Annotated in this window: 13 protein-coding genes and 1 pseudogene; 3 read left to right on the forward strand and 11 right to left on the reverse strand. The window is 37.6% G+C overall.

Annotated elements, in window-relative coordinates; all coding sequences use genetic code 11:
* Window positions 1–104: 104 nt before the first annotated feature.
* The 3 genes from clpP to BIV20_RS11510 all read right to left on the reverse strand — a co-directional run bounded on the left by clpP (window position 105) and on the right by BIV20_RS11510 (window position 2,158).
* Window positions 105–695: an ATP-dependent Clp endopeptidase proteolytic subunit ClpP gene (gene clpP / locus BIV20_RS11500; protein ID WP_075720870.1), complete on the reverse strand. Its 591-nt coding sequence runs from the start codon at window positions 693–695 to the stop codon at window positions 105–107.
* Complete coding sequence (locus tag BIV20_RS11505) at window positions 692–1,108, reverse strand: helix-turn-helix domain-containing protein (protein WP_075720871.1); 417 nt, start codon at window positions 1,106–1,108, stop codon at window positions 692–694. The genes clpP and BIV20_RS11505 overlap by 4 nt, the downstream gene beginning before the upstream one ends.
* 162 nt (window positions 1,109–1,270) lie before the next feature.
* On the reverse strand, window positions 1,271–2,158 hold the full coding sequence (locus BIV20_RS11510; protein ID WP_075720872.1) for an Rpn family recombination-promoting nuclease/putative transposase: 888 nt from the start codon (window positions 2,156–2,158) through the stop codon (window positions 1,271–1,273).
* Window positions 2,159–2,370: 212 nt separating this feature from the next.
* On the opposite strand from BIV20_RS11510, the gene BIV20_RS11515 reads away from it, so the two are divergent.
* Window positions 2,371–3,861: a hypothetical protein gene (locus BIV20_RS11515; RefSeq protein WP_075718328.1), complete on the forward strand. Its 1,491-nt coding sequence runs from the start codon at window positions 2,371–2,373 to the stop codon at window positions 3,859–3,861.
* A gap of 370 nt (window positions 3,862–4,231) precedes the next feature.
* Here the strand turns inward: BIV20_RS11515 and BIV20_RS11520 are convergent, their stop codons facing one another.
* Window positions 4,232–4,990 carry an ABC transporter permease gene (locus BIV20_RS11520; protein WP_075721063.1) on the reverse strand — a complete coding sequence of 253 codons (759 nt, stop codon included), beginning with the start codon at window positions 4,988–4,990 and terminating at the stop codon, window positions 4,232–4,234.
* Between the two features lie 16 nt (window positions 4,991–5,006).
* Window positions 5,007–6,068 (reverse strand): sulfate/molybdate ABC transporter ATP-binding protein, encoded by a 1,062-nt coding sequence (locus BIV20_RS11525; RefSeq protein ID WP_075720873.1) that lies wholly within the window; start codon window positions 6,066–6,068, stop codon window positions 5,007–5,009.
* A gap of 171 nt (window positions 6,069–6,239) precedes the next feature.
* Between BIV20_RS11525 and BIV20_RS11530 the strand changes: the two are divergent.
* Window positions 6,240–7,635, forward strand: a pseudogene (locus BIV20_RS11530) (transposase).
* Window positions 7,636–7,854: 219 nt separating this feature from the next.
* On the opposite strand, the gene BIV20_RS11535 reads toward BIV20_RS11530, so the two are convergent.
* From BIV20_RS11535 to BIV20_RS11560, 6 genes are all read right to left on the reverse strand, one after another.
* Window positions 7,855–9,159 carry a DUF1254 domain-containing protein gene (locus BIV20_RS11535; protein WP_075720874.1) on the reverse strand — a complete coding sequence of 435 codons (1,305 nt, stop codon included), beginning with the start codon at window positions 9,157–9,159 and terminating at the stop codon, window positions 7,855–7,857.
* Between the two features lie 34 nt (window positions 9,160–9,193).
* Complete coding sequence (locus BIV20_RS11540) at window positions 9,194–10,225, reverse strand: ABC transporter substrate-binding protein (RefSeq protein ID WP_075720875.1); 1,032 nt, start codon at window positions 10,223–10,225, stop codon at window positions 9,194–9,196.
* 370 nt (window positions 10,226–10,595) lie between these two features.
* Window positions 10,596–11,672 (reverse strand): LacI family DNA-binding transcriptional regulator, encoded by a 1,077-nt coding sequence (locus BIV20_RS11545; RefSeq protein WP_075721064.1) that lies wholly within the window; start codon window positions 11,670–11,672, stop codon window positions 10,596–10,598.
* Between the two features lie 82 nt (window positions 11,673–11,754).
* A complete protein-coding gene (locus BIV20_RS11550; protein WP_075720876.1) occupies window positions 11,755–12,456 on the reverse strand; it encodes a DUF6709 family protein in 702 nt (233 codons plus the stop codon).
* A 78-nt stretch (window positions 12,457–12,534) separates the two neighbouring features.
* Window positions 12,535–12,663 (reverse strand): hypothetical protein, encoded by a 129-nt coding sequence (locus BIV20_RS11555; RefSeq protein ID WP_278335673.1) that lies wholly within the window; start codon window positions 12,661–12,663, stop codon window positions 12,535–12,537.
* Window positions 12,664–12,674: 11 nt separating this feature from the next.
* A complete protein-coding gene (locus BIV20_RS11560) occupies window positions 12,675–12,908 on the reverse strand; it encodes a hypothetical protein (RefSeq protein ID WP_075720877.1) in 234 nt (77 codons plus the stop codon).
* A 146-nt stretch (window positions 12,909–13,054) separates the two neighbouring features.
* On the opposite strand from BIV20_RS11560, the gene BIV20_RS11565 reads away from it, so the two are divergent.
* A complete protein-coding gene (locus tag BIV20_RS11565) occupies window positions 13,055–13,558 on the forward strand; it encodes a gamma carbonic anhydrase family protein (RefSeq protein ID WP_075720878.1) in 504 nt (167 codons plus the stop codon).
* Window positions 13,559–13,599: the final 41 nt, after the last annotated feature.

Genomic DNA, 13,599 nt, shown 5'->3' on the forward strand with positions numbered 1-13,599 from the left:
TCGGCTTCTGAAAGTAAGAGTCTCCTTCAACGCTTTACTTTGCTAATGTCTTTTCGATGTTGATTATGATAGCACAGTTTTTTTTATTTGGCAAGAAAAAAATATTATCTTTTATCAATAATTTTATCAATCAATCCATATTTGAGTGCTTCTTCCGCAGACATATAATTATCACGTTCTGTATCAACGCTGATTTCTTCTATCGTTTTTCCTGTATTTTCTGATAAAATGCGGTTTAATCGTTGTTTGCTTTTTTGTATATGATCTGACACAATTTTTATATCTGTCGCCTGCCCCTGTACACCATTCCCATGAATTGCCGGTTGATGTATCATAATCTCTGCATTTGGAAGCGCGATACGTTTTCCTTTCGCTCCTCCAGCTAAGAGAAATGCCCCAAAGCTAGCTGCAAGTCCTATACATATTGTAGAAACATCACATTTGATATATTGCATTGTATCATAAATAGCAAATCCTGCTGTAATAGAACCACCCGGACTATTGATATATAGTTGAATATCTTTTTCCGGATCTTGTGCTTCTAAAAATAACATCTGTGCAATGACTAAGCTTGCCGAAGCATCATTTACTTCCTCTCCCAAAAATATTATTCTATCTGATAAAAGCCTCGAAAAAATGTCATAACTTCTTTCTCCATGACTTGTTTGCTCAATAACATAAGGAATTGTACTCATGCTGCAATCTTACCTCCTTTGATATGATTTGTATATGACAAATGGAACAACGCACTTCTCATGCCAATGCTCAATTGCTTTGGAGAAAAAATCCCTTTTTTTCTATATATTTGTGGTGTACATAAATACAATTGACTAAATGCTAAAGTGAATGCCTGTTGTGAATTGTAATGTGCTTCATAGGCGATTTCTATAATAGGCTTTTGGGTTTCAACCAGCTTCTGAGCTGCTAATGTTAATCTGCGTCCCTGTATATACTTGTAAATTGTACCTCCTGTTTTTTCTGAAAACGTTCTTGCAATATAAAACTTTGAATAATTCAAATCTTTTGCTATTTTATCCAATGATAAATCTTCATTCAAATGCTTCTCTATATAATTCACTATTTTTTCTACAACAGTAATTTCGTCCATTTATTTTCACTCCTTTCTTTGGTTAGTATAGCACAAACTTTTTCATTCGTCTTAATAGAAATTGCCCAATTAGCTTTTTATATAAAAAGAAGTTATCTCAAAACATTTTGTTCTAAGACAACCTCAATAATAAATGCAATAGTATTATAATATATCATTCTTCTAACTTCGAAGTGACCGAACCACTTCTATATCTAACTCTACCTTTTCCGCAATTACTTCATCTGAAAGAATATCCAGAAGGTTTCTGGCAACATTGATTTTATTCTGTGCGATTCCACGGGCTTCCCCTATTTCAATTCCGCGCGCTTCTCCTATTGCAATTCCCTTATTGGTCATTTCTTCTGCAAATGTACACATTGTTATCACCTCTCCTGTCTTTGCTCTTTCAATTATTCCTGCTTCTATTTTGTCATAGGTCGTATCATTTGTAAATACCTGAATCATATTTAATACTGCTTCCACATGCTTTATCTTTTCCTTATGTTTTTCCGGATTATAGATTCCCAGACGCTTTTCCGCAAAGAAATCTGCCACTATCTTAAAATCACTTTTGAACTTATCTCTGGTCTCTTTGGTTAAAAATGCGATGTTAAAAACATGAATCTTATAATCATTCACATAAGGTTGCAATTTTTTCGGTATATCCAGTATGTCATACAAGGACATTGGACTCTTCCACTCCGTATCACTAAAATTAAGAACTGTTGTGATAACAGGATATCTTCTGTTATCCTCACTGTCTATCTGGGAACGGTATGCCGTATAATCATATCCCATAATACGGATAGGTATATCCTTCTCTATTTTGCTTTCATTTTCGATTCCCAGAAGCGCCAGCTTATACACGCTGTTCCGGTAATACTTTGAGGTATCACGAAACTGGTTACGAACATTTCCCTCTTCTGCTTTATATGTACTCTCCGTCGGACCATCTTCCAGTTCTTCTTCCCGAATCAACTCCTCCTGAAACAATAATACATTATGAATGTCGGCAAAAACATCAGAAAATGATTCTAAATATTTCTCCGTCAGATCTTTCTCTGCCAAGCTTTCTTTTTCCTCCAGTTTATCTAAATAATCTCTCGGAATCTTTAAGCCAGTAAATATAAGGCTTAAAGATTCCTTTTTTTATAAAATCCCCCACTTTTTTGTCAAAAACACTTGACAATCGCATCAAAAAATGCGGCGCTTCGCGCCTATTGATTAATAAGAACCGTCGTTTGCGGCGGCAATCATTTTTCGATATGGAGGCGATTTTTATGTTACCTGTTAACTGTGGCAGTCATACTGACTACCAAAACTTTGTTGTTACTAATCTTCGTAAATATTATCCTAACCCTGATGTTCTTGCTCGTTCAACTTGGGATATCATTGAACGTTTCTGGAACCTTGATTTATCTGAAACCGATGTTATTCTGGCTGATAAATATTCCAAATTCGGACCTGCTCCAAGAACTCCATCCTGCATGCAGCGTTCCTATCTTTTATCCATCGATTTTAAAGTTACTTCCTTAACAGAATGGGCTGCTCAGCTTAAAATCAATCCTCTTTATGCCATTCTTAGCGGATTTGAAGTAAGCAACACTCCTGGTGTTGGAACTTTTTATGATTTCATTAACCGTTGTCTGTGGGACTCCGATGATAGTCATATGTCTTCTCATATCCATCCCCTTAAGACAAAGGTTAAAAAACCTAAATCTAAAGGAACAAAAGCGGATTCTGTAGAAAAAGTTACCGTTGCTGAACTCCTTCCCGAGTTAGAAAACACGGAGTTTCATCTGGATGATCAGCCTTATGCTTCTCTGTTTAAAATCTATAAAAAAGAATTCCTTGATAGTTCTGTCGATAAAGGACTTATTCATAAAAATGCTTTAGCACTTGCCGGAGATGGAACTCCTGTTGTCACTTCACACAGAGAACGTAAGCATCGTGTCTGCAAATGCAAAGAAAACGGTATTACTGACTGCAAATGTGACCGTTACTTTTCCCAGCCCGACTGCGATATCGGATGGGATTCATCTCGTGATTGTTTTTATCATGGGTATGACTTATACATGCTTGTCGACGCTGAAAGCGACTTGCCTGTATTTCCTCACTATTCCTGTGCCTCCAAGCATGATTCACATGGATTTTTACATGCTTTTTTCAGAATGAAATCATTCCTGCCAGACTATAAAATCTCAAAGGTACTATTAGATTCTGCCCATGATGCCATGCCTTATTATCAATACTTTCAGCGTGAAAATATCACGCCTTTTATCGATCTTAACGGCAAAGGTGGCAGACCACCTGTCTATAAAAACGACTTTACCATTGATAAGGATGGTGTACCAATCTGTCCATGTGGTTTTCGTATGCGCCGTGATGGTATTGAAATTTCAAAAGGCAGAATGAAATTCAAGTGTCCAAAAATCAGCAGGAAAAATGGTTGTATTTCCTGCACCTGCGATAATCCGTGCTCTGATGCCAAATATGGGCGTACCGTTCATTTGGTAATGAATGATAACCCAAGATTATTTAATAATCCACCAAGAAGCAGCAATGAATGGAAGCTGGAGTATAACGCAAGAACATCTGCGGAACGTTCAAATAAACGTGAGAAATTAGACTTTAAATTAGAAGACGGCAGACACCGCTCAACAAAGATGTGGTACTGCCGACTCTATCACATCCTGATGCTACAACATCTGGATGCATGGGATTTGCCATTTGAATCTACCCTCAGAAAGTTGATTTTGAATGCAGCATAATCCTATTGTCTATAATACCACTTTTTGAAACATAGTGAAAGCTATGTTTATTTCTCGTGCGATTTTTTCGTTCCACATATAATATTTACTTTTCAAAGTACAATGCCGGGTTTCCGCCGGCATGAACACTCAGGATTCCGAGAGTTCATCTAATTTTCTTATTTTTCAATGCTTGCTTTCTGACTCCTGAAATGGAATCTTAGAAATTTTTATTTAAGAACTTCCCAGATATGTATTTCTAACATATATCACTATATAGAAATATCCCAGAAAGCACAAGTGCCTTCCGGGATATTTTAGAATACTTTCAGAACTTTCATAAAAACTTTATACTAATTGAAAAAATACTACCAACTTACCCAATGTCCAGTTATCTTACTCCAAACCTTCTCAAAAACTTCTTTCCAACAAACTGTAATAACTTATCAGCCAGAAATCCAATGATTCCAAGTGTAAAGATACCGATAAATATCCAATCCGTCTTATAGTAAAGTCTTGAGGTATAAATCAGATATCCGATTCCTTCAGATGCCGCTAACATTTCAGCTGCTACAATACAAATAATGGCTCCGCTCAATCCCAATCGTACTCCGGTAAAAATGTGAGGAACTGCAGAAGGTACAATCACACTGAAAAAAGTTTTCACTCCTGTGGCTCCCAAAGATTGAGATGCCTCTACCAACGCACCATCTACCGTTCTTACCCCTGCAATCGTATTAATCATGACCGGGAATATTACCGCATAAAAGATAAGTGCTACCTTGGATTTTTCTCCTACACCAAACCACATTAAAAATAATGTAATAAAACCAATGGCCGGTACAAACCGGAAAAAGTTCAAGAATGGTTCAAAAACAAGACCTATTTTCTTAAAATGTCCAATGCAAAGTCCTGCCGGAATTGCAAACGCAATGCCCAAAAGCCATCCCTTTAACACACGTTGCATACTAATCAAGATATCTCTTCCAAGGTCACCGCTCGCCACCAGTTTTCCCGCTCCTGAAAAGGTAGTAATTGGTCCGGGTAAGAAATCATCACTATAAAACAAAGAGCCAAACTGCCATATCAGCAGTAACAGAACCCATGTAATAATTCCGCACTTCAAAATGATATTTATTACTTTCTTCATCTCCACACTTCCCTTCCTAAATATAGAACATTTCATGTTCTTGCAATCCTTCATTCTGTAAAAGATGGGCTTCATTTTCATCTACTACATAGAGACGATATACAATTACTTCTACCTTTTCTCCTTTTTCAAAAGGTTCTTCCTCAAAGGACTGAATTGCCTTTAATTGAATTCCATTTACATTTACGATAAGTTCCAGGCAGTTTCCACGAAACGAAGTCTGCTCCACAATACCTTCCGCATACAAGCTCTGATATTGCTTCGCTCCTCCATACTTTACTACTTTTACAAATTCCGGACGGACAATGGCATTTCGCTTTCCGTTATAAAGTTCAAATCCCTTTAACCTATCATAGTCTGTCAACACTGTGGATTCCCCTATAAACTGTGCCACAAATGGAGTTTTCGGATTCTTATAGATTTCTGTAGGTGTTCCCATCTGTTCCACTCGTCCTAAATTTGTTACGATAATTTCATCTGCCACTTCTACGGCTTCGTCCTGGTCATGTGTTACAAAGATACTGGTAATACCGATTTTTTCAATCATTTCTTTTAACCAGCTTCGCAGCTCTTTTCTGACTTTGGCATCAATTGCTGCAAAAGGTTCATCTAGCAGTAAAACCTGTGGATTCGGTGCCAATGCTCTTGCAAACGCTACACGCTGTCTCTGGCCTCCGGAAAGTTGTGCCGGATAACGTTTCTCCAACCCCGGAAGTCCTACCAGTTCCAACAGTTCTGTCACTCTCTTTTTAATGACTTCCTTATCTTCCTTACGCACCTTTAATCCATATGCAATATTGTCGAATACTGTCATATATGGAAACAATGCATAATTTTGAAAAACAAATCCAATGCCACGTTCTCTTACCGGAACTTCATTGACGCACTTTCCATCAATATAGATATCTCCGGTGTCTTGGTGCTCCAGACCGGCTATCATACGAAGAATTGTTGTTTTTCCACTTCCACTCGGTCCTAAAAGTGCAATCAGTTTTCCCTTTTCAATCCCAAAATTTACATTATCGGATGCTTTATAATCTCCAAACGTTTTATTAATATTTTTTAATTCTATGTACATCGCCGGTCTCCTTTTCTTATTCTTTTACTTATTAGGCGTTTGCGAAACGCCAAAAGCCGCATAAATACAGCATTTTTTTGTTGCCAAAATAAAATATCTCCTCAAGGTTTATGGTAAAATAGAATTGTCGAGAAACTAATCAACCATCCACCTGAAAGGAGATATACTCATATGATAACACATAAGCAGCTCACTTTGGCAGAAGTTTTTGAAGATTGTCAAAATAAATTTGACAATGACAAATATCAGTTTCTAATACTTCTTGATGAAGCCATTAACCTTGATGAAATTGTTCCTGTTTCTTTTGTGTCTCATTTTCACGCTCGTACCGGAAGACCTCGCAAACATCAGCTTTATCCTATGCTCAAAGCTCTTCTGATCCAGCGTATCTTCTCAATCCCGACTGATATGCTTCTGATTGTCTTTCTCAAATACTCTCAGGAATTGCGTGATTTCTGTGGATTTGATGTTGTTCCCGATGCCTCAAAATTCACTCGTTTTAAACAGGATTTCTTACTGGACTTACAATCTATGTTCGACCACTTGGTTGATCTGACCGAACCGATCTGCCAAAAGATTGATTCTGCTCTTGCATCCATGACCATCTTCGATACCTCCGGTATAGAAGCCTGGGTCGCTGAAAATAATCCCAAATATGCTAACCGTATTATCAAACAGCTGAAAGCCTTTAAAAAATCCCATAACCTTGATGATTCTTACGACCCTTATAAGGCTGCCTATGGTTCCATGCCTTCCCATGCTGCTTCTAATCAGGCTATCCAACAAATGTACATTAATGGACATTTCTGTTACGCTTACAAGTTTGGCATTATTACAAATGGGCTTGGCATTGTTCGTGATATCACTTTCTATAACAAAGACTTTCTGAATGCTCATCCTGATATCGTTGTGGAGAAAAAATCGGATTCTCCGGACGAAGATAAGTCACTCGCCGACTCAAAAGCATTACTTCCTGTTTTGATTGATTTCTTCCAGAAACATCCGCTTATTGAGCCAAAGACTTTTCTGGGCGATGCAGCCTTTGATACGATTGAAATCTACAAATCTCTTTTTGAAGAAATCGGATTTCAAAAAGCTTTCATTCCCCTTAGAGTAAAACTCTCCATGGAAGAAAACGGCTGCACATTCAACGAGAACGGCATTCCCTGTTGCCCTCACGATCCTTCACTCCCAATGAAAAGAGAAGGAAGTAAATCTCATTTAAAAAGCAAGATTCCAACCATGAAGTTTGTATGCCCCAAAATGAAATGGGAATACAATCCGGCAGATAAATCCAAACGTCGCGTCTGCCACTGCGATAACCCCTGTACAACTTCTTCCTGCGGACGAATGATCTACATCTATCCGGAGAAAAACCTCCGCGCGTATCCGGGTGTCGAACGCGGTTCCGCCGAATGGGATGAAACTTACAAAATCCGAGTCAATGTAGAGAAATCTATCAATCACTTTAAAGATAGTTTCTGTATTGCCGGACGTAAAACTCAAAATGAGAAAACGCTCCATGCAGATCTTCTTCTCGCCGGTATTACCCAGCTTGTTACTGTGATGGTTGCTGATAAAATACATAAACACCAGTATCTTAGAAGTTTGAAACCTCTCATCGCATAGGGCTTACCAATTCCATAAATCCATGGGATTTATTTCGTGTGCCAAAAAATACCTGGTATCCACTTTTCATACCAAGAATCCTGCATTGCAGGATTCTATCCTTGTATTCAATCAGGATTGCGAACTTGTTTCGCAATTACCTATTCTTTTACTTATCCTATAAAATCTGCCGTATTACCGGTGGTTTCCATTCTCCTGAAATTACCGTTTCTTTTGTCAAATAAATACGCAAAATCAAATTAAATGCTTCATTTCCAGATGGTAGCCAATTAGAAACCCATTTTTCTTCCGGTCTTTCCTGCTGTACCAAAATATCAATGCTGCCATCCTCATTTTCCTTAAGTTTATCCCTGTCGTTGATTCCATAACGATGAATTTCATTTTCTACTAAATAGCGCTCCTTACTATCATATAAGGTAATAGACCAAAAACCATGCTCTTTTACAGGTGGAAGCTGCCCTTTTTCAAAATGAATCTGATAACGTTTTCTTCCATCTAATGGATTTCCCTCTGAATCTACATATGTGGCTGGGTAAACGCACATTGTCACCGGGTTTGCTCCCAAACCATTTCGCGCGACATTGGCACGAAGCAGATAATCTGTCTTATAAATTCCAATGGTATCATCCGGATAACTCCAGTAATTAACTGTTCCTCCTTCTGTTAATCCTCTGCTTGTTTCCTCTAAAAATTTTTGTTTTACCTCATTTTCTATTTTTCTTATCTCTTCATCACTAGTGAAAGTTTCTCCAGCTCCTATGCCATAGTCTTTCCACTGTTTCAATTCACCTTGTGGCGCATATTTATCCGGATTTCCGATTAACAATTCATTGAAAATTGTAAAAAATTCTTCCAATGAGAGATTTGTGATTTTTTCAATCGGTTTAAATACAAAATCAGAACGATATGCCGGATTAATTACCTCCTGCTTTGCATTTCCATAAGTTTTGAACTGTAGCTTACTCTGAATCTCTTTTACTGCTTCAACATCATCTTTTCCATAAATAATGGTACGAACGATTACCCAATTCTTATTTGTTGGAAGCGCAAGCTGTTTATATCCCTCCGGCACTTCACCTGTAAAATTCGGACCGGTAATCAGATAATTTTCCTTTTGATTTCCATCTCCCCCTGTACCAATAATATTTTCGCAGTTCGTGTAGGCATCCAAAAATGCAATGGATACATATCGATCTAATTCCGGTTTTTCAAAAATCAATGCACCTTCGCTCAAATCCAACCACGCTTGTGAATAAACAGTATCAATATTCGGTGCAACCACATTTTTAAAAGAAGCATCTGCCAATGCAGTGGTATGATATAAGGTATTTGTCTTTAAGCTTTGCTTCCCATCCTTGGATGGATTCAACGAAACTCTTCTTGTCAACTCAAGAATTACTGCCGGGTAAGCATATACATATGCGTTATAAAGATCTTGAAATACTTTTTTATTATTAGCCATTGTTATCTCTCCTTTTCTTTTTCATTATTACTTTTTAATATGCTACATCATCTGGGAACAATTTTTCTAAAGCGGTTGTGTCCACAAAGTCTTTGATTTCATAATCCTTTTCAAAAAGCCCTGCTTTTACAGCCCATTCTTTAATTTCATTTAAATGTTCAATGGAATCCTGTTTAAAATCGAGAACTAACTGGCTTGCTTCCAAGTTCTCAACTACCTGTTCTTGAGGAACTCCTATTTTTTCTTCTACAATTTTTGCCGCTTCTGTTTGATTTTCTTCTACCCACTCTTCTGTCTCTTTAATAGCAGAAAGGAAGTTTTCCACGGTTTCTTCATGATCCGCAAGAAATGCATCTGAAGAAACAAAATAAGCATCTACGGAAAGTCCTAAATCCTCCATAGTCAAAAACTCTTTCAGTCCTAGCTCTTCAAGTTTTTTTGCTGTTGTACCGGTTGTCCAGTATGCTACAGCATCTCCACTGTCAAGAACTCCCAACAATGTCTGACCACTGTCAATGTTTACAAGCTTTTGGTCTTCTTCTTTAATATTCGCTTTTTCATAAGTAAGTGCATTGTAATAATCAAGAATCGTGCCCGGACTTGTTGCAAATCCTTTTCCAGCCAAATCTTCCAATTTCGTCACTTCATCCGGATTTACATATAGACTGTAGCTCTTTGCTGTTGTATATCGTCCAATGATACGAACATTGAAATCCTCCTGGGTATTTCCAATTCGATTCACTCCTGCAAAATCTGCAATCATTCCAAGGTCTGACTGCCCTGTTACAATAGCATCTATTGTATTAATTCCTGCTGCATACTCGGTAACTTGAAGATCGATTCCATATTTTTCAAAAATTCCTTGTTCTTTTCCAACTACTGCCAGATAATGGTCTATACCTCCTGTCCACACTCCCAACCGAACTGTTTCTAATGAGCCTTCCTCTGATGTTTGTTTTTCCTCTCCATTCGCTCCGGTATTTTTGGTAGCATTACTATTTCCGCATCCTGTTGCACCAACCGTAAGTCCTAATACTAATAACAGTGATAATAATTTCTTTTTCATAATAATTCCTCCTCTTTTTACTTTTAATTTTGTTTTCGTTTTCGCTTTGACGTCTTGCTTGATGTATTTATACCCTATATTCCTATAGGTTTTCTAGTCTTATTTTTGTAATCGTTTTCATGCAAATGCAAATTTTTCTGTTTTTCAAACATTTTTCCCTTGTTTTTTTACATTTTCTTATTATTTTCATGTAAAAAAATCGTTTTTCTTGTAAACGTTTACTCCCCTATTTTCTTCTACTTATTTCGTTTTTTAAAGTGTTTTTTTATCTGTTTTTCTCTATTTTTTCGCTTTTTCATGTAAGCGTTTACATTTTTACTGTCATAAGAGTGCAAAAAAAGAAGCAGTTCCAAAGAACTACTCCTTTTTCCTAAATATAATACTCCAATCTGTTTGTATTTTCCACCGGTGTACAGCTTTCTCGAATTATCAGCTTTCCTTCCAACTCTGTCCGGACAATTCCCTTATGACCGCCATTTAGACGATCTAACAATAGGTAAAGTGCAAACTTTCCCATCTCCTCCTTGGGTAACCGAACCGTTGTAAGCATCGGCCTGGTATACTGTGCTTCTTCTATGTCATCACTGGAAATAATAGAAGGTACATAGTAACGATTCTTATACCGATTCAGGCACTTTAACATACCGATTGCAATCATATCATTGGCACAGTAAATAGCTGTGGGAACATCACTACGCTGAATAAGGCTCTCCATGACAGCATACCCTTCTGCCTCCGTGTGCTCTGTTTCTATTACATAATTGATATCCATATCGATATTATACATAAACAAGGTATCCTGATATCCTTTATATCTTGACTCATTATGGCAATCTCCCACATATCCGATTTTCCGGTGTCCTAATTGAATCAAATATTCCACAGCTGTTGCAGCTATCCGCATTCCGTCACAAATAACCTCATCCACTAAGTAATTTGTGGAATTCCGATTCACGGATACGATACCTCGATATTTGGCTGAAAGTTTTTTGAGAACATTATCATTACATTTTCCAATAATAATCAGTCCATCGCTTTTTTGCTCGTTTCCCTGTTCCATTTCCTCCAGAATCTTATCAATATTTTCTATCTGACACTTTCTGTCATTGGAAAATATCGGTTGATGCCAGACTCTCGTCAAAATACACCTTTGCTTATGAATTTCACTTTCGATAATTCGAAGCAATTCACTAAAAAAGGGATCTGCCTCCATACTTCCGGTACGCGTCATCAAAATATCGATATACCATATTTTTTGTCCTGTATCGATAATTCCCTTTTTCAGATTACGCGCAGCTTCATTTGGCAGATAGTTTAGTTCACGAGCAATCTGCCATATCTTTTCCCGAAGTTCTTCGGAAGAACACTTATATTCCGGATTATTCAACACCCGCGATACCGTTGCTGTGGAAACTCCGGCTTTTTCTGCAATCTTTTTAATAGACAAAAATTCCGCCCCATTTCTTTTCCTAGTATCTCTATATGATATCAGGATAATAAAATGGTTTGGAATTTTTGTCAAGTCCCTTTTATAAATTTTCTGATTCTTCTGTTTCTAATTCCTCTGTTTCTGGAACCTCTGCCTGAACTGTTTCCATTTCCGTAACAGGTTTGTTCTTTTTAAAACGGATAATAAATATCACAATCGCAATTACTACTAAAAGAATACCACCTGCAAACATCAGTCGTTCTGTCTGCATAGAAGCCGGCTGTTCAATATAATAGAACTCTCCCATACCTGAGATTTCCTCATTCGTGTATCCGATTTCCTGAAGATACTCTTTAAATAAACCTGACATTTCCTCATCCATTTTAGTCATTCGGCCCTCTGCCATAATCTTTGTAGAAGGCTCTTCTCCACCTGACAAATACTCATAAGTCTCATCTGCCAGAGTTTCCATATCAACCTTATCATCTACCGCTACTTCCAGTCCGATAAAATTATCTCCCTCGCCCGGAATTGCATAGTAATAATGAGAGGTTTTTGCCGGTGTTCTGGAACCATCTTTGTTTTCTTTCCATGTTTCCTCATATGCATAACAGTCAAAGGCATACTGCACTTCTCCCTTAATATGCATTCCTTCCTTTGCTTCCTTTTCCATCAAATCCTCAAAGTCATTTTCAGGCATCAAGGAAGTAATCGTCATTTTTCCGCTTACTACCATCAGCATGATACCAAATACTAGCAGCACAAAAATTCCCCTTGATAAACTATTCGATATTCTTTCCATACTCTTTCTCTCCTTCTTCTGTTTAAGTCAATCTTTACTATTTTACCATACAAAAAAATTTTTTCCACTACTTTTTTGTCAATGCACCAGATTCACCACAACGTATTCACAATGCCCTCCGGTTCTTATAGGATACCCCCACCCTGCAATTCCCCCCAGAATTCGAAACGCCTCCTGAATCTCTTCAAAGGAAGATGCTTCATCCACAATATCTCCTCCTAAAACCACAATATCCGGTTTCTTTTTTGACTGACCCGCACAATTATCATTCGAATCACATCAATTACCAGTGCAGTTCCTAAAATGTATAAAACAACAACTGCCCAAAGCCTGAAAATATTTATCACCGGTATTGTCAAGATAGCAACAACACAACCCAAAAAGCATTTCTGCTTCTTTGTATTCTTCCATCCTTTCAACAGACTGACTACTCTCTTTAAAAAGCAATACATGTAAATAGCCACCGAAATCAGCAGAACTATCAAAAATATTATGTATGAAATCAAATAAGCCTTACTTAAAGTATTGTTTTACTTTTAAGAAAGCATCCTATATAATGATGTTACTCACATATCACTTGACGGAAAGGAGCATTCTTATGACAACCACTTTCAAAACTCCGCAACTAGGAAAAAATGTTTTCGTTGCACAAGGCGCCATTCTTTGTGGAGACATAACGATTGGTGACAATTCCAGTATCTGGTTCAACGCTGTTGTTCGTGCCGATATGGCTTCGATTCAAATCGGTAAAGACACAAATGTACAGGATAATTGTGTCCTCCATGTAGACGACGGAGCACCTCTCTGTATTGGAAATCAGGTTACCATCGGACATGGAGCCATCGTTCATGGATGCACGGTAGGAGACAATACGCTAATCGGAATGGGCGCCATTATTCTCAATCACGCTGTAATAGGAAAAAACTGCATCATTGGTGCCGGTGCGTTGATTACTCAAAATACAATAATTCCGGATAATTCATTAGTAGTCGGAAGTCCCGGAAAAGTAAAACGTACTTTAACTTCTGAAGAAATTGAAGATATCAGTAGCAATGCAGCACACTATGTAAAAGAAGCTGCAATCTATCGGAGCCAATTTTAAGGTCTCCGATTGTATTGCAGCCTCTTTTATAATATTATATG

It is taken from the genome of Roseburia sp. 499 (assembly GCF_001940225.2).
Lineage (GTDB): Bacteria > Bacillota > Clostridia > Lachnospirales > Lachnospiraceae > Petralouisia.